The following is a 19,037-nucleotide window of genomic DNA, read 5'->3' as shown; positions in this document are numbered from 1 at the left end:
CTGCTGTAAGCGGTTAGAATCGGAGGCATGAGCGGGCAGAAACAGAACGGCTATGGCACCGGGCGGGAGGCTCTGCTCGCGGCAACCGTGCATGTGGTGGCGCGCAAGGGACTGCGGGGCCTGACATTCCGTGCCGTGGCCGAGCACGCCGGCGTCAATAACACCCTGGTGGTCCATCATTTCGGCAAGCGGGATGCCCTCATCGAAGCCGCTCTCGAGTGGTCCGTGCGGCAGTCGATCGGGCTGTCACAGCTGGCAGCGCTGCCTGCCACCGAGGAGGAGTTCTGCCAGAGCATCCTGTCGCTGATTGACGACAACCCCGACATCCAGATCTTTCAGTACGAGATGATCCTGGAATCGCGGCGGCGCCCCGAGCTGGCGGGGCCAGTACAGCACCTTTACGAAAGCTACATTGCAGCGCTCTCCGACGGCCTGCAGCGGATCGGCTTCGGGGGCCAGGAAGGTGCTGCCCGGGCCGCCTTCGCGGCGCTGGACGGCCTGGTGCTGCAGCTCCTGGCCGGCGCGAACACCAAGGGCGTCGAGGCGGCAATCCGCTACCTTTGGGCCGCGTTGGGCGGCCACGTAACCACACCGGCGGTCAACGCCAGCTGACAACGGACGGAGTCCAGCATGCGCGTTCTGGCAGTGAATCACCTCAGCCTCGACGGTGTTCTGCAGGGGCCGGGGCGCCCCGACGAAGACACTCGTGACGGCTTCCGGCACGGCGGCTGGGCCCAGCAGGACAATGATCCGGCAATGTTTGCCGCCATGGGGGAGCGGATGGGCCAGGGCTTCTCGTGGCTGTTCGGCCGGCGCAGCTACGACGACATGCTCTCGTACTGGAACCAGGCCGGCGGACCGTTCAAGGACAGCCTCAACGGGACAAGAAAGTACGTCGCCTCCTCCAACCCCGAGGCCATACTGAAGTGGCCGAACTCCACGCTCCTCGGCGGGGACGTCCCCGCTCAAATCGCTGCACTGCGCGAACAGCCCGGCGGCAACCTCGTGATCATGGGCAGCGGCCAGCTCATCCGGTCCCTGCTCCCGCATGGCCTCGTCGATGAGCTATTCCTGATGATTCATCCGCTGGTGCTCGGCTCGGGCCGCCGCCTGTTCGGACCGGACGACGACGCGCGCCGGCTGCGGCTGGTCGACTCCACGCCCACGGGGACGGGGGTGCTGATGGTGACATACCGGCCGGCGTAGCGGCTTTCCTCCCGGTGACATCGGATCCATACTCGATCTAGGTGTGGCCAAACACGACCAGTTGGCGGTGACCATGACTGACACGAGCAACCGCAGGATTGACGTGCCGCTGGTCGACCACCACTGCCACGGCGTTGTCGAGGCCGAACTGACCGACGGCGAGTTCCGGAGCCTGGCCACGGAGTCCGACTGGCCGGCACCGGCGGGCACGGACAGCCTCGAGTCGCCCTTCGGCCTGGCGGTACGGCGGTTCTGTGCACCGGTCCTCGGACTCGAACCCCTGGCGCCGCTTGATGAATACCTCGCGCGCCGCAGGAGCATCGGCCCCGCTGAAGCGAACAGGCTGCTGCTTCGCAGCACCGGAACTTCCCACTATCTCCTTGACACTGGCATACGGGATGCGCGGCTTCCCGGCCCGGACGCCATGGCGGCGCGTGCTGATGCGCGTGTTCGCGAGATCGTTCGCATCGAGAGAGTAGCCGAGGACTTTGCGTCGGAGTCCACTGCGGCCGGCTTTGCAGCTAAGTTCCCGGAGACGCTGGCAGCCAAATCCCGGGACGCCGTGGGCCTGAAATCCATCCTTGCCTACCGGCACGGTTTCGACATCCCCGCGGAACGGCCATCCGGGCGTGAGGTCCTCCAGGCGGCTGACGCATGGTTCCGTACCGCCGAGGAATCCGGGTCCTTCCGGGTCACTGACCCGGTTCTGCTGAGGTTTGGGCTTTGGTCCGGGATCGATTTGGGCATCCCCATGCAGCTCCACACGGGATACGGCGACTCGGACCTTCAGCTCTTCCGCGCAGATCCATCCCGGCTCAGTCCGCTGTTCCATGCCACCAGGTCACTGGGCGTCGACTTCATGCTGCTGCACTGCTACCCCTTCATCAGGGAAGCCGGCATCCTCGCCCAGGTCTTCCCGCACCTCTACCTGGACGTGGGCCTGGTCTCGCATTACCTGGGCCCAAGTGCCGGCACGGCGATCCGCCAGGCGATGGAGATCGCACCGTTCGGTAAGATCCTCTACTCATCGGATTCGTACGGCCTTGCCGAACATTACGCCGTGAGCGCGGCCAACTGGCGGACTTCGTTTGCTGCCCTGATGGACGACTGGATCGCCTCGGGCTGGGCAACCGCGAACGACGCCGACAGAATTGCCACGAGGGTCGCCTCGGAAAACGCCAAACGCGTTTACAACCTGAATCCCTGAATCGAAAGGAAAGCTGTGACTTCAAATCCAAAGACGGATATGGATCTCCAGTACGTCAGGGCACTTGTCATTTCCTGCCTCGACAACGCGGGTGTAGCAAGGGTCAAGGTTCTGCCAGGACCCAAAGTTGAAGATGCTTTCTCCAATGGCTGCGGCGTCTCAGTGAGCGTCGGAGCCCTTTTGGCCGCTGACGACCATGTCGAGCGGTCATCCGGGATCGATCCCATCGTTGGGGACCTCCGCGGAATGCCGGACCGCTCGGCCGTTGCTGTCATCGACAAGACCAGCGGCCTCGCCTGGGCGCCGGCCGACCTGGTGGACATGCACGGTGCTCCTTATCCAACCTGCCAGCGCACGGCACTCAAACGTGTTGCTGCCGAATGGGCAACAGCCGGACTGGAGGTATCCGTGGGCCTCGAGCTGGAGTTCACGGTCTTCAGCGGCACTCGGGATGAGCCCGTCCTGGCGCACGAGGGACCGGGCTACGGTGCAGCCGCGTTCCTGCAGCTGGAGGCATGGAACCTGGACGTGCTGGCAGCGCTGGTGGAAGCCGGCGTTCCGGTTGAGCAGATCCACCCGGAGTATGGCCGCGGCCAGGTGGAAATCGCCCTGGCCCCCCGGAACCCGGTCCAGGCCGTGGATGATTACCTCCTCGCCCGGTTCATCGTCGCCCGGGTGTCCCGCCGGCATGAACTGCATGTTTCCTACTCGCCGATTGCGGATTCCAAAACTGCGACCAACGGTTGCCACATCCATTTCTCCGTGCGGAACGGTGACGGCAACGTCTTCCACGACGCTGCCTCCGCCACGCAGATGAGCCCGGCAGGCGAGCGCATGGTCGCAGGCGTCCTCGGGTACCTGGCCGAGAGCGCAGCTTTGCTGGGCGGCAGCGCACTGAGTCTGGACCGGCTTCAGCCGCAGCAGTGGGCGGGCAGCTTCATCTGCTGGGGCACGGGCAACCGCGAGGCCGCCGTCCGCTTCGTGCCGGGCCTCAAGGGCTACGAGGACAGGCAATCGAACGTGGAAGTGAAATGCTGCGATGGTGCCGCCAACCAGTACCTCGCCGTGGCAGCAATTCTTGCAGCCGCACTCGAGGGCTTCAGAGGAAAGCTGAGGCTCCCCGCCGAGGTCACCGTCGACCCCGGCACATTGAGCGAGGCGGAGAGGGAGCGCCTGGACATCCGGGCATTTGCCCGCAACATGGCCACGGCCCTGGACGATCTGGACGGCAGCAGTTTCCTCCGCAGGACGTTGGGCCATGATTTGGTGGACGCTTATGTGGCCGTGCGGCGGGGCGAAGCCGAACGTTTTGCCAAGCTCGACCGTGAGGCCGTGATCGCCGCCCTGCGCTGGCGGTACTAGCCCGATATGGACAGGGCCGCAGCCTTCGATACGGGTCCTGTACACGTACGCCTGGCCATCGAGGTGCAGAAGGCGGAGGAGCTGTACAGGCAACTGCATGCTGAGCCTCGGGTCTCGGGGGATGAGGGCGACACGCTGGCCACGCTGCTGAATGAGCTGCCGGACGCATTCCAAAAGGAAACCCTCACCGGAAACATCGGGATCGTCCGACTCGGCGGGGCCGGGGTCTCGGTTGCGATCAGGGCCGAGATGGATGCCTTGCCGATCGTGGAACAGACAGGACTTCCCTGGGCCGCCGGCAACGGCGCCATGCACGCCTGCGGACACGACGTGCACATGGCTGCATTCGTCGCGGTTGCCCGCGCCCTTGCGTCAACGTCGCCGCTGCCCTTTCCGTTCGTGGGGATTCTCCAGCCCCGGGAGGAAGTCGGCGAATCGGGCGCCCACGACGTAGTGCGGTCCGGGGTGCTGGCGGCGCAGCAGGTGGGGGCTCTCGTCGGGGCGCACCTGCAGCCGGCGATGGACTCCCTGGGGTACTCCTGCACACCGGGACCGGTCAACGCCGCCGCCGACGAATTCGAAGTGGTCATCACCGGCCAGCCCTCGCACGGCGCTTACCCCCACCATTCCTCGGACGCCCTTCTTGCCGCCAGCGCCTTTGTGGTTTCGTGCCAGCAGATCGTTGCGCGCAACGTCGATCCCACCATGTCCGCGGTGCTCACGGTCGGGACCATCCATGCCGGCGGCAGCCCCAATGCGATCCCGGAAGAGGCTGCGGTGACCGGAACCATCCGCACCATGTCAGAGCCGCAGCGGCAGATGATCCACACCCGTCTCCGCCAGGTGGCAAACGGCGTCGCCACTGCCCACGACTGCACGGTGCGCCTCGAAATCCGGAAGGGTGAGCCCATTCTGGAAAACGACGCCGAACTTGCCGTCGAGATCGGGCGTCACCTTGGCGCGCGAGGCTATGAGGTTCGTGAGTTCCGTTCGTACGGATCCGATGATTTCGCCTTTTATGCCTCGGCGGCCCGCGTGGTGATGATCTTCACCGGGATGCCCGCGGCGGGCGGCAACCTGCATGCCAGCACCTTCGCCCCGGATGAACAGGCCGTCGGCCGCGTGGCCACTGCCATGCTCACCGGCTACCTGGCTGCCGCCCGGGTGCTCGGCCGGGGCAGGGCATGAATCGCGCCCAGCCAATCAGGAATCAAGAAGCCCGCTGCCGCAAGGGACATTAAGGTGAGGAGTGTGATGAATGACAACCAGGAGGGGCGCATGCCATACACCGTAGACTTCCAGAACGTTTCCACCGTTGGCCTCGAGTCGTCACCAGTGGCGGACGCTCTGGCGGGACTGCGTGCCAACGAGGCACGTTATTACAAGAACAAGTACGACCACGTGTTCACGGTCGAACCCGCCAGCGAGGCGCCGGAAACGCTCGACTGGGTGAACCGGATCCTGTCCGACGAGCGCATCATCTCGTTCTCCGCACGTCCGCTCGAGGTCACCTCCTTCGAGGTGGACGGCCTCCGGATGGCGTATGTGTTCTACGAATCCGGGCTGTCCGTCAACGTCATGTACGGCATCGACGAAGGTGCCAAGCGGGCCGTCGGATTCAAGCTCTCACAGGGCATGGAAGTTCCCGAGGAACTCGCACCCAGCTTCAAGTTCGCACGCCAAAAGTCGAAGCTTGCCGGGGAGATCCGCGGCTCCTACTTCGTGATCAAGGGCGAGTACTAAGCTGCCCCCCAAAGGCGTCCGGCCGCCGTCGTGATTAGCTAGTGAGCTAACCGGCGGCCGGCGCCTTTGCTGCCTTCGCGGCGGCCTTGGCCGCCTGCTTGCTGGCACGCACCTTCGTCAGTGATTCCGGGTCCACGATGTCCGCGACCGAAAGGTAGGAGCCCTCCTCGCCGTAGTGGCCCGCGGCCTCACGCCAGCCCGGCGCCTGCAGCCCGCACTGCTTTCCGAGCAGAGCCAGGAAGATCTTGGCCTTCTGATCGCCGAATCCCGGCAGTGCCTTCAGCCTTCGGAGAACTTCCTTGCCGTCGGGTTCGTCCCGGGTCCAGATGGCAGTCGCTTCGCCGCCCCACTCGCTCTGCACGGCCTCGGCGAGCGCCTGGACGCGGGCGGCCATGGAACCGGGGAAGCGGTGGACCGCCGGACGTTCCTTGAAGACCTCAACGAAGCCGTCCGGGTCATGTTCGGCCACGGCGGCAGGGCTGATCGAGCCAATGCGCGTGCGGATCTTTTCGGGACCGGCGAAAGCCGACTCCATGGTCACCTGCTGGTCCAGCAGCATGCCGGTGAGCAGTGCGAAGGCGTCATCGCTGAGAAGTTTGTCGGCGGCTTCGTCGCCGGTGATGTGCAGTTCCATGCGCCCATCCTCCCACTTCCGGGCCGTGTCCCGGGCACCGCACGGTGAATCCGTGTCAGGATCAGTCATGGTCAACCGCCTGATGCTGCTCGACACCGCGTCCCTGTACTTCCGCGCCTTCTACGGCCTGCCCGACACCATCCGCCGCGCCGACGGCACACCGGTGAACGCCGTCCGCGGCCTGCTCGACATGATCGCGCGGCTCACCACCGACTACGGCGCCACGCATCTGGTGGCCTGCTGGGACGATGACTGGCGCCCCCAGTGGCGGGTGGACCTCATTCCCACGTACAAGGCCCACCGCGTGGCCGAGGTGCTGGCCGGTGCGGCCGACGTGGAGGTGGTGCCGGACGAGCTGGAGGCGCAGATCCCGCTGATCCGGCACGTACTGGGTTTGGCCGGCATCGCCGTCGTGGGCGTCCGGGAGCATGAGGCCGACGACGTCGTGGGCACTTACGCCAGCCACGCGGGCCTTCCGGTCGACGTGGTGACGGGGGACCGGGACCTCTTCCAGCTGGTCGACGACGACCGCCAGGTGCGTGTCATCTACACCGCCCGCGGCATGCGGAACCTCGAAGTCCTGACCGACGCCGTCGTCGTGGAAAAGTACCGCGTGCTGCCGCAGCAGTACGCCGACTACGCGACCCTCCGCGGCGACGCCTCGGACGGGCTGCCCGGCGTGGCCGGCATCGGCGAGAAGACCGCCGCTTCGCTGCTCCTGGAACACGGCACGCTGGACGGGCTGCTCGCTGCGGCGGCCGATCCTGGCGGCGGAGTGTCCGCCTCGGTACGCAACAAGCTCGCTGCCGCCGCGGACTATCTCAAGGTGGCCCCCGCCGTCGTCAACGTGGTGCGCAATCTGGAGCTGCCGTCCCTGGAGGAAGCGGGCGCGGAACTGCGTCCGGTCACCGGTGAGGCGAGGGAGGAACTCGAGCGGCTTTCCACCGGGTGGAACCTCGGCGGTTCGGTCGGGCGGCTCCTGCAGGCGCTGGACCGCCTCAGCTAGTCCCTACTTTCCCAGCCCGGCCTCCGCCATCAGCTCTGTCAGCCACGGCCGGTGCTCGCGGTGGAACGTCAGTCCTTCCGGCAGGCCCTGCACGGAAGCCTCGGAACCGGTGATGTCGATGGTGATCCGGCCGGACCCCATGGGTGCGTTGGTGATGTGCAGGTCCCCGTAGGAGACCGGCAGGACCGGATCCATCCATACCCCGCCGCGGGACACATGCGCGTCGTACCGCATCAGGCTGGTAACCAGCATGATCGGCGTGGTGGCAGCCCACGCCTGCGGGGAGCACGCCGTCGGATACGGCACCGGCTCGGTGACCTGCTCCCGGCTGAAACCGCAGAACAGTTCCGGAAGCCGTCCGTCGGTGTAGTCCGCAGCCTCCAGGAGGGCCGTGGCGATCCGCTGCGCCTCCTCCACGAAGCCGTAACGCAGTAGGCCCACCGCGATGACCGCATTGTCGTGCGGCCAGACCGAGCCGTTGTGATAGCTTGCCGGATTGTAGGCACCCATGTCGGTGGCCAGAGTCCGGACGCCCCAGCCGCTGAACATCTCGGGGGACATCAGCCGCTCGGCCACCATCGGCACCTTGTCCTCGTCGATGATGCCGTGCCACAGGCACTGCCCCATGTTGGACGCGCACGCGTCAACGGGCCGCTTGTCCCGGTCGAGTGCCACCGCGTAATAGCCGCGGTCCGGCAGCCAGAACTGCTCGTTGAATTTCCTCTTCAGCTCCGCCGCCTCGTCGGTAAGGCTCGCCGCCATAGCAGTGTCGCCGGCGTCGTACGCCATCCACGCCCGGGACAGGAACGCCGAATACACCAATGCCTGCACCTCGCACAGTGCGATCGGAGGCTCCGCCAGCGTCCCGTCGGCAAAGTTGATACCGTCCCACGAATCCTTCCAGCCCTGGTTGATCAGGCCCTGGTCGTTGAGCCGCTGATACTCGACGAACCCGTCGCCGTCTTTGTCGCCGTAATGCCGGACCCAGTCCAGCGCGCGGTCCGCGTGCGGCAGGAGGGCGGCGATGGTGTCCCGGCCGAATCCCCAGCGGCTGACCGAACCAAGGGCCATCACGAACTGCGGCGTGGCATCGACGCTCCCGTAGTACGCGGACTTGCCGCCCAGAGCCAGCCCGCTGGACACGCCCAGCCGGACCTCGTGCAGGATCTTCCCCGGTTCCTCCTCGCTCATCGGGTCCACCACCTTGCCCTGCCGGTCAGCCAGCGTCTGCAGGGTGCCCAGCGCGAGCGACGGATCAACAGGCAGCGCCATTTCCGAGGCCCAAAGGGAGTCCCGGCCAAACAGCGTCATGAACCACGGGGCTCCCGCGGCCACGACGATGCGCTCCGGATGGGCAGGGTCCTCGATGCGCAGCGCACCCAGGTCGTCGTAACTGCGGCGGAGGGTGCGCTCGATGGAGCGGTTGCCCATGTGCAGCTTGGGAATCTTGGCCACCCATTCCTGCCGGCGCCGGTCGCTCGGGGACAGCTCACCTGCGGCGGGACGGATTAACGACGACGGCGGGACCCCGCCGCCGTTGGCGGCCGGCGCCACGCTCACCCGCGAGCTCCACTCACCGCGCGGCGGGACCACCGTCCGGAAAGTCAGGGAGTCGGCGGTGACCTCCGCGCCGCTGGAGTTGACGATGACGCTCTTAACAAGGTCCTGCCAGCCGGCCTTAATCACCAGCGAGTCACCCTCCGGCCGGCGGGATTCCTCCCATCGCCGCTGGACACGCGCCTCCTTCACCTCAAAGAGGTCCGCGAAATCCGATTCAACACTGAGCGAAACGACGCACTCGGTCTCCTTCGAGGAGTAGTTCCGGATGGTGATCTCCTCGCGGATGCCGGCACCGACCTCCCGCAGGCGCTCCACGATCAGGGGACTGTCCGCATACCCGTCAGAGCGGGGCACCCGGCCAATGAACAGGGCCCGGTATGGCTCCTTGGTTTCCGCTGTCAGCGGCTCCAAGGGCAGGCCGTTCACGGACAGGTTCCAGCGGGACAGGATGCGGGTGTCCTCATGGAACACCCCGTGCGGATGCTCCGGATGGATGTCACCGTTCGCCGAGGAAATGCAGAAGGACGAGCCTTCCACCAGGGTGACCGTGCCCGCCCCCACAGGACCGGCAGCCGTATCAGCGTTCCAGCCAGCAGCCATTTCCGCCTCCTTCGAAGGCTCGGAAGGGAGGGCGGAACAGTGCGGACCGGGGCCGCACCGCCGTTCGCCGCCTACTCCGTTGGGCATGACGCTACGCTCGAACGCCCCTCGATAAAAGGGTCTCTGGCGGCACCGGGTGAAGACGACGAGAATGGGTTTCGTGCCCCAACTCCGCGCCGGGCCGGACAGCGAGGCGATGAACCCGGCGGCCCGCAAGGTGCAGCGCATCTATCTGACGCTGACACTGGGCAATACCCTTGCGGCGTCGTTCATCTGGGGCATCAACACGCTCTTCCTCCTCGATGCCGGGCTCAGCAACCTGGAAGCCTTCGCCGCAAATGCATTCTTCACCGCCGGGATGGTCATTTTCGAGGTGCCCACCGGTGTGGTGGCCGACGGCTGGGGACGCCGGGTCTCCTTCCTGCTCGGCACCGCCACGCTGTCCGTCTCCACGCTCCTCTACTACCTGCTGTGGCAGCTCTCCGCGCCGTTCTGGGCGTGGGCAGCGGTGTCCGTGCTGCTCGGGCTGGGGTTCACCTTCTTTTCAGGCGCCGTGGAGGCGTGGCTCGTGGATGCACTGCACTTCTCCGGCTACGTCGGCGCGCTGGAGATCGTCCTCGGGCGCGGCCAGATGGTGTCCGGCACCGCCATGCTTGTAGGGTCCGTCGCTGGCGGCGTCATCGCCCAGGCCACCAACCTCGGTGTGCCGTTCCTGCTCCGGGTGGGTGTGCTATTGGCCATGTTCGGTGTGGCCCTCTGGCTCATGCACGACGTCGGCTTCACCCCCGACCGCTCGGCGCGCCCCCTTCAGGCGGTGCGTGCCGTGCTCTCGGCGTCCATCGAAAACGGCCTGAAAAATCCGCCCGTGCGCTACGTGATGCTGTCCGCGCCCTTCACTGCCGGCGTCGGGATTTACGTCTTCTACGCCCTGCAGCCGTTCCTGCTTGAGCTGTTCGGCGACCGCGGCGCCTACGCCATCGCGGGGCTGGCCGCAGCCATCGTGGCCGGGGCCGAGGTCCTGGGCGGCTGGCTGGCACCGCGCTTCCGGCGCCTGGTACGCAAACGCACCACTGTCCTGATCCTCAGCGGAACCGTCAGCGCACTGATCCTGGTGGCGCTCGGGTTCACCCGTGAGTTCTGGGTGGCCCTGGTGCTGCTGGCTGTGTGGGCGCTGGTCGCCGAGGTGGGGATCCCGGTGGGGCAGGCCTACCTCAACGACATGATCGACTCCAGGCAGCGGGCCACGGTGCTCAGCTTCGCCTCCCTCATGGGCTCCAGCGGCGGCGTGGTGGTGCAGCCGGTGCTCGGCCGGGCGGCCGACGTGTACGGCTATTCAGCCTCGGTGGCGCTCAGCGGCGTGATCCAGCTGCTCGCCGTGCCGTTTCTGTATGCCAGCCGGCGGCAGTCCGCCGCGGCTGACGAAGCCCACAGCCGGTGACCGGGCCCGAAAGAGAGCAGGTCTGGAACTCCGGACAGGATGAATCTTTTCGCCGTTGAGTGTCCTTCCGCCGCGGAGTAGCGTGACAGTACCGTCAACCCGCATTACTCACACCCGGGAGCGACCATGCCATACCTGAGAAGCCGAGTAGCAGCCGTCACCACGGCCCTGGCGATGAGCGTGACGGCAGGGGCCGTCACCAGCCCCGCGTTCGCTGACGAGCGGGTGACCGAAAAGACCGCCACCGCCACCGGTTACGGCGGTGCCGTCAGCACCGTGGACCCGGAAGCATCCGCCGCGGCCGTCGACATTCTCCGCAAGGGCGGAAACGCGGCAGACGCCGCTGTCGCCGCGGCGGCCACCCTCGGCGTGACCGAGCCGTACAGCGCCGGAGTGGGCGGCGGCGGATACTTCCTCTTCTACAGCGCGCACACCGGGCATGTGAGCACCATCGACGGCCGTGAGACGGCGCCCGCCGCCATGCCGCATAACGCGTTCATCGACCCCAAGACGGGCAAGCCCTACAACTTCACCCCCGAGCTTGTCACCAGCGGCGTGTCGGTGGGCGTGCCCGGCACGCCGGCCACGTGGGAGCGCGCGCTGGACCGGTGGGGAACCAAGGACCTCGATGAGGTCCTCGAGCCCGCCATCAAGGTGGCCGACCGCGGCTTCGTGGTGGACGGCACCTTCCGGCAGCAGACCCTCGACAACAAGCTGCGCTTCGAGGCGTTCACCTCCACCAGCAAGCTGTTCCTTCCCGGCGGTGACGCACCCGCCGTCGGCAGTATCTTCAAAAACCCGGACCTCGCGGCCACCTACCGGCTGTTGGCGGGCAAGGGCACCCGCGGCTTCTACCACGGCGCGCTCGCCAAGGAGATAGCCTCAACCGTCCAGGCGCCGCCGAAGACCAAGACCACCAAGCTGCCCATCCCGGCCGGCCACCTGACGACGGCGGACCTGGCCAAATACTCCGCCCTGAACCAGCGGCCCACCCACATCGAGTACCGCGGCCTGGACGTCTACGGGATGGCTCCCTCGAGCAGCGGCGGCACCACGGTAGGCGAGGCGCTGAACATCCTTGAGCCGTTCGACCTCTCCGGGATGTCCAAGCCCAGCGCCCTGCACCACTACCTCGAAGCCAGCGCGCTCGCCTTTGCGGACCGCGGCAAGTACGTGGGCGACCCCGCCTTTGTGGACGTTCCCACCGACGCACTGACAGACCCGCTGTTCGGCAAGGAACGCTCGTGCGAGATCAACCCGAAGCAGGCCGCCGTGAAGCCCGTCGCGCCGGGTGACGTGGCAAATTACGACGGCGCGTGCCCGGCCGCCGCGGCGGCCCCCGCCAGCGAGAAGGACACCGAGAACATCTCCACCACCAACCTGACGGTCGCGGACAAGTGGGGCAACGTCGTCGAGTACACGCTCACCATCGAGCAGACCGGCGGGTCCGGCATCGTGGTTCCCGGCCGCGGCTTCCTGCTCAACAACGAACTGACCGACTTCTCCACCGTGTACGACCCGAAGGACCCGAACCGGATCGAACCCGGCAAGCGGCCGCGGTCCTCGATGTCGCCGACGATCATCCTCGAGGACGGCGATCCGTTCCTCGCACTCGGCTCGCCCGGCGGCTCGACGATCATCACCACCGTGCTGCAGACTATCCTGAACCGGGTTGACCTGGGAATGAACATCTCGGATGCCATCGCGGCTCCGCGGGCGGCGCAGCGCAACTCGGCCAAGGTCACCGCCGAACCCGGGTTCATTGCGCTTTACGAAAAGCAGCTGATGCCGTTCGGGCACGTGTTCACCCCGTCCGGTGACGCGTTCACCTCGGCCGCCGAGATCGGCGCGGCCACAGCCATCGAGTTCAAGTCCGGCGGGCGCATGGTTGCGGCGGCCGAGCCCGTGAGGCGCGGGGGAGGCTCCGCCATGGTGGTTAAGCCCGCGAGGTGAGTCCCGCCGTCGTTCTTCCGGGAACGCGCGGTGCTACGGAAGGCGGGCCGCTACGGAACACCGTCGCTGTTGCCCGGCAGCAGCTGCCCGTTCCTGATCTGCGACGGTCCGAACTCCACCGTGAGCGGACGGATTTCCCAGGAGCCGCTGCGTTCCCGTGACCGGTGTTCCCCTGGCTGGCTTTCCTTTAGGTAGCCCGGTGACTTCGGTTTGCCGACGGCAACGTGGGGGTGCCACCGAGGGTACCTGTAGCCCAGGGCGCGTGAGCTGAGGATGAAATCATCGGGGTTGTCCACGAGCAGGTCATCCAACAGCCCATGGAGGGCCTGGACCAGCGAGACCTGGAAATCCCTCACGTGCTGGGGCACCTCCACGTCGAGTCCGGACACCCGGCCCCCGCCGAAGAGAACGAGTCTCTCCGCCGTTCCAGAGAAGCCCTCCAGCACGGGCAGAGCGCGCAGCCACTCGGCAGTCATGACGGTGGCCTCGCCGGGATCCGTGGCGCCCTTGGTCCAGTCGGCAACGTCAGCCGCGAAGTCCTCAAGGATGCCGATGTGAAGCAGTGTCATGTGCAGCCCCTGCGGCCTGCGCAGCCCGTCTGCGTACGCGGCGAGCTGTTCGTAGTCCGCCGGTTTGGTGCCGACGCCAAGCACCGGAACCTCGATTGTGATGCGGGGAAGCCTCAGCATCCGGACCTCCTTGTCCCTGGCGGCCGTCGGAGACTCTGATAGCCGCCGTCGTATTTTTTGCCTGCGGATGATGCCATTATGCGCTTCATAGGGTTCCCCAAGGTTTCTCCAACTTCCGGAGCCGACCATGTGCCCGGGGTGCAAGCTGTATGGCTACGGAGACCAACCGAACAACAGTGAGGACATGCCATGGGCGAGCTACGGAAACTCGGCACGATCGGAAGCCTTGGGCTGCTGCTGGCGGGCAGCCTGATTTTCGGTTCATCGCAGGCCGCTTTGGCGGCCACCTGCAGTGCCGGAACGGCAGTCCCGGTGACCAACCTCGGGGGCAAGGTACTGACCGCCACAACCTTCGAGGACAACACCATTGCACCGTTCGTCGCCACCCGGTCGGGTAACAGCACGGTGGCCGTTGCCAGCCCCAGGGCCCATACCGGCACTTGTTCGGCGCACTTGCAGGCCACGAATACCGTCGGGTCCATCGCCAACATGGGCTACGGCCTGGAGGCCGGCACCAAGCGTGCCAGCGCCGACGCGTGGGTCAACATCGTGTCCGGCGGGCTGCGCGGGAACAATGTTCCCTACGTTCGGTTCTTCTCCGGCGCCACCCGCATCGCCGACGTCTTCCGCGACAACGCCACGGGCACGCCCTGGCTGCGCACCACCAACCCGAACGGAACGTTCGCGTTCACCAGACTCTCGGCGGCGAATATGAAGCTCAACGCCTGGCACCATGTGCAGATGCAGGTCAGGGCCAACGGCGACAAGTCCTCCATTGACATCTGGCTGGACGGCGCGAAGGTGTTTTCCAACAACCAGGTCGTCCTCGGCGCCACCAGCCTCAGCAAGGTTCAGTTCGGAGCCGAGCACCCGCGCCAGATGGGCGACACCTACGTCGACGACGTCGTGATCCGGCGGTAGCTTGGTCCGGAGGTAGCTGGGTCAGAAAGTAGGGCGGCCTGCCCAACTGGGTAGCAGATGAGGGCGTTCTCAGCGCTGGGAACGCCCTGTGCTGCTACCTGGTTTTCGTTCTCGGGCGGCTCGAAAAAATATTTGCGGGCGGGCCCGCGGCAGGCCCTGGCCGCCCCTAAATTGTCGTACCCCCTGTCATGCTGTGGGTATGGAAAACGCGGCAGCAGTGGAGGCGATGGAGGGCATTGGGTCCTCTGTTGCTGTGTTGGCTGGCTTTGTCCGTGAGGCCACCGGCGCCGAGGCCGGTAGTAGCTCCGTTGCCGGTGCTGCGTCCCTGGTTGGTGCCGGCTCTGTTGCTGGTGTCGGTTCCGTGGGCGCTGCGGGTCTTGGGGTGGCTGGTGATCCGTTGCGGGATGAGGCGGATGCGTGGCTGGATGTGCTGGCCGAGACGGCCCGGCTGGAGGCCCGGGTGGCGGCGTTGAAGGTGCAGGCCGGGGCCGGTTTCGTTGCTGCCGCGGCGGCTTTCACGGCTCCTGATGCGTCCGCCTCGGAGCGGGACGCGCTGGAGATGTCGGTGACGGCCGAGGTCGCTGGCGCCCTGACTGTAAGCGAAGGTGCAGCGGCGCGCTTTCTGGAAGAGTCGGCCAGGCTGAGCACGAACCTGCCGCTGACCCTCGCCGCGCTCGGGGCAGGAACACTGTCATGGCAGCACGGGCGGATCATGTGCGACGAAACCGAGGGCCTGTCAGCCGAAGCCGCGGCGGTGTTTGAGGCGCACTTCCTGGACCCGGACGCACCAAACCCGGCGCGGGGTTGCCCGGCCGGGGAGCTGACGCCGGCCAGGTTCCGGGCGAAGGCACGGTACTGGCGGGAACGGCATCATCCGGTCAGCATCGAAAAACGCCACCACAAGAGCGTGGAGGACCGGCGGCTGGAGTATGCCCCGGACCGGGACGGCATGGCCTGGCTGCCGGCGTATCTGCCCGCGGACCAGGCGGCCGGGATCTGGAACCGCACCACCGCCGCCGCCCGGGCCATGCAGGGCCCGACCGAAACCCGAACCCTGACCCAGCTCCGCGTGGACGCGTTCGCCAGCTGGTCGCTTGAACCGGCCCAGAGGGTCGCTGGCGGGGTTGATGTTCCGTCCCCGAAGGCGCAGGTCCTGGTCACGGTGCCGGTGTTCTCGCTGCTCGGCCTGTCCGAGGAACCGGCCACACTCGACGGGTACGGGCTGATCCCGCCGTCCATGGCACGCCGGCTCGTGGCCGACGGCGCAACCTCATTCCTCCGGGTCCTCACCGACCCGCGCGACGGGGCACCTCTGGAGATCGGACGCACCAGCTACCGGGTGACGAAACCAATGCGCCAATGGCTGCGGCTCCGCGACGCCAAATGCACATTCCCCAACTGCAACAACCACTCCCTCGACAACGACGCCGACCACATCCTCGCCTGGGCCGACGGCGGCGGCACCGGCGTCGCCAACCTCGGCCAACCCTGCCCCAAACACCACAGACTCAAACACTCCACGGCGTGGCAGCCGGTCGGCGCCACCCGCCACGCCCCACCGGGCTGGATCTCACCCATGGGCCGGTCCTACCCGGCCGAGCAGCAGGACTGGGAACCACCCGCTTGCCAGAACTACCGCTAGTCCAAGAACTGCCCGAGTTCCCGGCCTTGCAGAACTGGCCCGAACCGCCGCCCGTCGAAGACCGGCTGGAGCCACCGCCAGACCAGGACTGGCGGCAACTGCCAGCCAGCCAGGACTGGTCCGAACTGCCACTCAGCGACGACTGGCCCATGCCACCGAGCTGCCCTGAGCTTTCGGAACCTCCCGACGACCTTGACGGTGGTGAGTGCCCGGTGGACATCGAAGCCGTTGACTCGCCGATGCCTGCGGATCCATGGCCTTACTGGTCCTCGATCACAGCAGCCTAGGAAGACGCGCACGCGTGTCAGGTGCCGCCGCTGCCACCGGCACAATGGAAGGGTGACTTCCGCACCACTCCCGAAAGACGCTTCACCCGTCGCCCAAGCCCCATCCGCCCCGTTCAACCTCCAGGACATCGGCTCCGGCCTGGTCTTTGCGGAGTCGCTGGCGGAGCTGGCCAGTGTGCTGGCAAGGCAGGGTGAGGGCGGAACTGCGGTGGTCCAAGCGCCGCCGGGCACCGGAAAAACAACATTGGTCCCTCCGTTGGTTGCCAACTTGGCCCAGGCTGCCGCAAACGGCGGCAGGGCACGCATCGTGGTCACCCAGCCGCGGCGCGTCGCGGCCCGGGCGGCGGCACGTCGCCTTGCCGCACTGGACGGGACGAAGCTGGGGGACCGGGTGGGCTACACCGTCCGCGGCGAACGGCAGGCAGGTCCGGCCACCCTGGTCGAGTTCGTGACGCCGGGCATCCTGCTGCGCCGCCTGCTGGCCGATCCCGGCCTCGAGGGCACAGCCGCCGTCATCCTCGATGAAGTTCACGAACGCGGCCTGGAGACCGATCTCCTGCTGGGCCTGCTCGCAGAGGTACGCCAGCTGCGCGGCGATCTCGTGCTCGTCGCCATGTCGGCCACTCTGGACGCGCCGCGGTTCGCGGCCCTGCTCGGCGCGGACCCCGATGGACAGCAAACCGGACAGCAAACGGGCGAGACCCACGGCGGCGGGCCGGCTCCCGTCGTGGACTGCCCTTCCGCTCTTCACGCGCTGGAAACGGTATGGGAGCCGGCACCCGTTGCACGGCTCGACGGGCGCGGCGTGACGCGTGCCTTCCTGGACCATGTGGCGGACACCGCCGCAGCGTCCTACGCCGAAGTCCATGCCGCGGACGCCGGAACCGACGCCCTCGTGTTCCTGCCGGGCGCCTGGGAGGTGTCCCACGTGGCCGGCCGGTTGCGCACCCGGGTGGGTCCCGGCGTCGAAATCCTGGAACTGCACGGCCAGGTCAGCCCGGCAGCCCAGGACCGTGCGGTATCCGGCCGGAAACCCGGGGATCCTGCCCGGATGATCGTGTCCACCGGCCTCGCCGAATCCTCCCTGACCGTGCCCGGCGTCCGGCTGGTGGTCGACGCCGGGCTGTCCCGGGAACCACGCCGCGACGCCGGCCGCGGCATGACCGGCCTGGTCACCGTCTCCTGCTCGCGGGCCTCTGCGGAACAGCGGGCCGGACGTGCTGCGCGGCAGGGGCCAGGGAAGGTGGTCCGCTGCTACGACCAGAAGACCCTCGGCGCAGCGCCTGCCCATCAGACACCCGAGATCGCTGTCTCCGACCTGACGGGCGCCGCCCTGGTCCTCGCCTGCTGGGGTTCGCCGGGAGGCCGCGGGCTGGCCCTTCCGGACGCCCCGCCGCCGGCTGCGATGGCCGACGCCGAAGAGGTGCTGCGCGAGCTTGGCGCGATAGGGGAGGACGGACTCGCCACGGACCTGGGCAAAGCCCTGGCGCGCATCCCCGCCGACCCCCGGCTGGGACGCGCCCTCCTGGTGGGCACGGCACTGCTGGGCACCAAGGCTGCGGAGGTTGTTGCCGCCATCGAAGGGGACCAGCGAGCCACGGGCGCCGACCTGCCGCGGCTGGTTTCCGCGCTCCGCTCAGGCAAGGATCCCGCGTCCAGACGCTGGGCCGAGGAGGCACGGCGGCTGGACACCCTGGCACGCCAGGCGGCGGCCGGCGTCGGGCTTCCCTCGGTGGCGGTTCCAGCACTCGACGTGCCGGCGGGAAGCGCCGAACAGGTCGGCCTGGTGGTGGCACTGGCGTTCCCTGACCGGGTGGCCCGTCGCGTCCCCGGTGATGGCCCGGAGCGCTACCTGTTGACTTCCGGAACGCGGGCCGGCCTTCCCGCAGGGAGTCCGCTTGCCGGACATGAATGGCTGGCCGTGGCTGAGGTTGCCCGGGCGGAAGGACGGGACGCCGCCGGGACCGGTGCCGTGATCCGCTCCGCCGCACCGCTGACGGCGGACACCGCCGAGGCCGCCGCGGCGCACCTGCTGTTCGATACGGTGGAGGCAACGTTTGGCCAGGGCCGGGTGACGGCCCGCCGGGAGCGGCGGCTGGGTGCCATCTCGCTCTCGTCCACGCCCGTGCGGGCGTCCGCGGCTGAGGCCCGCGCGGCCGTCGCAAGGGCATTGGCGGACAAGGGGCTGGGAGCCATCGGATGGTCGACGGCGGCAGATGCGTTGCGCCGCCGGCTGGCCCTGCTGCACCGGGAACTGGGCGATCCGTGGCCGGACATGTCCGAGCAGGCGCTGCTGGCCCGGCTCGACGACTGGCTGGGCCCGGAGCTGGAGGCGCTGGCCGGCGGGGCCGCAACCTCCGGCATCGACCTCACCGACCCGCTCCGGCGGCTGCTGCCCTGGCCCGACGCCGCCCGGCTGGGCGACCTTGCGCCGGAATTCCTCGAGGTGCCCAGCGGTTCCCGCATCCGGATCGACTATCCGGCGGTGGGGGACGACGGCGGCAGGCCGGTTGTCGCGGTCAAGCTCCAGGAATGCTTCGGCTGGGACCGGACGCCGTTGCTGGCCGGCGGACGGGTGGCCGTGCAGTTTCACCTGCTGTCGCCGGCCCGGCGGCCGCTGGCCGTCACGGACGACCTCGCCTCCTTCTGGTCCGGACCCTATGCGCAGGTGCGCGCCGAAATGCGGGGCCGCTACCCGAAGCACCCCTGGCCCGAGGACCCGTGGACCGCGACGGCGACAGCACGGCCCAACACCCGGAAGTGAGTTGAGCGCGGCAGTGATTGCCGCG

15 protein-coding genes are annotated in these 19,037 nt (G+C 67.6%); 12 read left to right on the top strand and 3 right to left on the bottom strand.

Annotated elements, in window-relative coordinates; genetic code table 11:
* Positions 1-27: 27 nt before the first annotated feature.
* From R5O87_RS03055 to R5O87_RS03030, 6 genes are all read left to right on the top strand, one after another.
* Complete coding sequence (locus tag R5O87_RS03055) at positions 28-612, top strand: TetR/AcrR family transcriptional regulator (RefSeq protein WP_410555540.1); 585 nt, start codon at positions 28-30, stop codon at positions 610-612.
* An 18-nt stretch (positions 613-630) separates the two neighbouring features.
* Entirely contained in the window at positions 631-1,206 is a 576-nt protein-coding gene (locus R5O87_RS03050) for a dihydrofolate reductase family protein (protein WP_410555539.1), read from the top strand.
* A gap of 73 nt (positions 1,207-1,279) precedes the next feature.
* A complete protein-coding gene (locus R5O87_RS03045) occupies positions 1,280-2,413 on the top strand; it encodes an amidohydrolase family protein (RefSeq protein WP_410555538.1) in 1,134 nt (377 codons plus the stop codon).
* Positions 2,414-2,428: 15 nt separating this feature from the next.
* Positions 2,429-3,775 (top strand): type I glutamate--ammonia ligase, encoded by a 1,347-nt coding sequence (locus tag R5O87_RS03040; RefSeq protein WP_410555537.1) that lies wholly within the window; start codon positions 2,429-2,431, stop codon positions 3,773-3,775.
* A 6-nt stretch (positions 3,776-3,781) separates the two neighbouring features.
* On the top strand, positions 3,782-4,963 hold the full coding sequence (locus R5O87_RS03035) for a M20 metallopeptidase family protein (protein ID WP_410555536.1): 1,182 nt from the start codon (positions 3,782-3,784) through the stop codon (positions 4,961-4,963).
* A gap of 90 nt (positions 4,964-5,053) precedes the next feature.
* A complete protein-coding gene (locus tag R5O87_RS03030; RefSeq protein WP_410555535.1) occupies positions 5,054-5,518 on the top strand; it encodes a phage tail protein in 465 nt (154 codons plus the stop codon).
* 46 nt (positions 5,519-5,564) lie between these two features.
* Here the strand turns inward: R5O87_RS03030 and R5O87_RS03025 are convergent, their stop codons facing one another.
* The gene (locus R5O87_RS03025) at positions 5,565-6,152 is read right to left on the bottom strand and encodes an HhH-GPD-type base excision DNA repair protein (RefSeq protein WP_410555534.1); all 588 of its coding nucleotides are present in this window, start codon (positions 6,150-6,152) and stop codon (positions 5,565-5,567) included.
* Between the two features lie 67 nt (positions 6,153-6,219).
* On the opposite strand from R5O87_RS03025, the gene R5O87_RS03020 reads away from it, so the two are divergent.
* Positions 6,220-7,158: a 5'-3' exonuclease gene (locus R5O87_RS03020; RefSeq protein ID WP_410555533.1), complete on the top strand. Its 939-nt coding sequence runs from the start codon at positions 6,220-6,222 to the stop codon at positions 7,156-7,158.
* A 3-nt stretch (positions 7,159-7,161) separates the two neighbouring features.
* On the opposite strand, the gene R5O87_RS03015 is transcribed toward R5O87_RS03020, so the two are convergent.
* Positions 7,162-9,318: an amylo-alpha-1,6-glucosidase gene (locus R5O87_RS03015; RefSeq protein WP_410555532.1), complete on the bottom strand. Its 2,157-nt coding sequence runs from the start codon at positions 9,316-9,318 to the stop codon at positions 7,162-7,164.
* Between the two features lie 196 nt (positions 9,319-9,514).
* Between R5O87_RS03015 and R5O87_RS03010 the strand changes: the two genes are divergently transcribed.
* On the top strand, positions 9,515-10,756 hold the full coding sequence (locus R5O87_RS03010; protein ID WP_410555553.1) for an MFS transporter: 1,242 nt from the start codon (positions 9,515-9,517) through the stop codon (positions 10,754-10,756).
* Between the two features lie 126 nt (positions 10,757-10,882).
* Positions 10,883-12,709, top strand: coding sequence for a gamma-glutamyltransferase (gene ggt / locus R5O87_RS03005; protein WP_462836372.1), 1,827 nt, complete (start codon positions 10,883-10,885; stop codon positions 12,707-12,709).
* A 50-nt stretch (positions 12,710-12,759) separates the two neighbouring features.
* Here the strand turns inward: ggt and R5O87_RS03000 are convergent, their stop codons facing one another.
* Positions 12,760-13,398 carry a hypothetical protein gene (locus R5O87_RS03000; RefSeq protein WP_410555530.1) on the bottom strand — a complete coding sequence of 213 codons (639 nt, stop codon included), beginning with the start codon at positions 13,396-13,398 and terminating at the stop codon, positions 12,760-12,762.
* A gap of 189 nt (positions 13,399-13,587) precedes the next feature.
* Between R5O87_RS03000 and R5O87_RS02995 the strand changes: the two genes are divergently transcribed.
* The 3 genes from R5O87_RS02995 to R5O87_RS02985 all read left to right on the top strand — a co-directional run bounded on the left by R5O87_RS02995 (position 13,588) and on the right by R5O87_RS02985 (position 19,012).
* Complete coding sequence (locus R5O87_RS02995; protein WP_410555529.1) at positions 13,588-14,319, top strand: hypothetical protein; 732 nt, start codon at positions 13,588-13,590, stop codon at positions 14,317-14,319.
* Between the two features lie 199 nt (positions 14,320-14,518).
* Positions 14,519-15,961, top strand: coding sequence for an HNH endonuclease signature motif containing protein (locus R5O87_RS02990; protein ID WP_410555528.1), 1,443 nt, complete (start codon positions 14,519-14,521; stop codon positions 15,959-15,961).
* 339 nt (positions 15,962-16,300) lie between these two features.
* The gene (locus R5O87_RS02985) at positions 16,301-19,012 is read left to right on the top strand and encodes an ATP-dependent RNA helicase (RefSeq protein ID WP_410555527.1); all 2,712 of its coding nucleotides are present in this window, start codon (positions 16,301-16,303) and stop codon (positions 19,010-19,012) included.
* The last annotated feature ends 25 nt before the right edge of the window (positions 19,013-19,037 follow it).

This window comes from Arthrobacter globiformis (assembly GCF_046536215.2).
GTDB classification, from domain to species: domain Bacteria; phylum Actinomycetota; class Actinomycetes; order Actinomycetales; family Micrococcaceae; genus Arthrobacter; species Arthrobacter globiformis_E.
This window is presented reverse-complemented; position numbering and strand designations above follow the sequence as displayed.

What these genes read in the sequence shown, in the direction of transcription:
- R5O87_RS03055 (WP_410555540.1), top strand. Translation starts at nt 28, where the DNA reads ATGAGCGGGCAGAAACAGAACGGCTATGGCACCGGGCGGGAGGCTCTG.
- R5O87_RS03050 (WP_410555539.1), top strand. Translation starts at nt 631, where the DNA reads ATGCGCGTTCTGGCAGTGAATCACCTCAGCCTCGACGGTGTTCTGCAG.
- R5O87_RS03045 (WP_410555538.1), top strand. Translation starts at nt 1,280, where the DNA reads ATGACTGACACGAGCAACCGCAGGATTGACGTGCCGCTGGTCGACCAC.
- R5O87_RS03035 (WP_410555536.1), top strand. Translation starts at nt 3,782, where the DNA reads ATGGACAGGGCCGCAGCCTTCGATACGGGTCCTGTACACGTACGCCTG.
- R5O87_RS03030 (WP_410555535.1), top strand. Translation starts at nt 5,054, where the DNA reads ATGCCATACACCGTAGACTTCCAGAACGTTTCCACCGTTGGCCTCGAG.
- R5O87_RS03025 (WP_410555534.1), bottom strand. Translation starts at nt 6,152, where the DNA reads ATGGAACTGCACATCACCGGCGACGAAGCCGCCGACAAACTTCTCAGC.
- R5O87_RS03020 (WP_410555533.1), top strand. Translation starts at nt 6,220, where the DNA reads ATGGTCAACCGCCTGATGCTGCTCGACACCGCGTCCCTGTACTTCCGC.
- R5O87_RS03015 (WP_410555532.1), bottom strand. Translation starts at nt 9,318, where the DNA reads ATGGCTGCTGGCTGGAACGCTGATACGGCTGCCGGTCCTGTGGGGGCG.
- R5O87_RS03010 (WP_410555553.1), top strand. Translation starts at nt 9,515, where the DNA reads ATGAACCCGGCGGCCCGCAAGGTGCAGCGCATCTATCTGACGCTGACA.
- ggt (WP_462836372.1), top strand. Translation starts at nt 10,883, where the DNA reads ATGCCATACCTGAGAAGCCGAGTAGCAGCCGTCACCACGGCCCTGGCG.
- R5O87_RS03000 (WP_410555530.1), bottom strand. Translation starts at nt 13,398, where the DNA reads ATGCTGAGGCTTCCCCGCATCACAATCGAGGTTCCGGTGCTTGGCGTC.
- R5O87_RS02995 (WP_410555529.1), top strand. Translation starts at nt 13,588, where the DNA reads ATGGGCGAGCTACGGAAACTCGGCACGATCGGAAGCCTTGGGCTGCTG.
- R5O87_RS02990 (WP_410555528.1), top strand. Translation starts at nt 14,519, where the DNA reads ATGGAAAACGCGGCAGCAGTGGAGGCGATGGAGGGCATTGGGTCCTCT.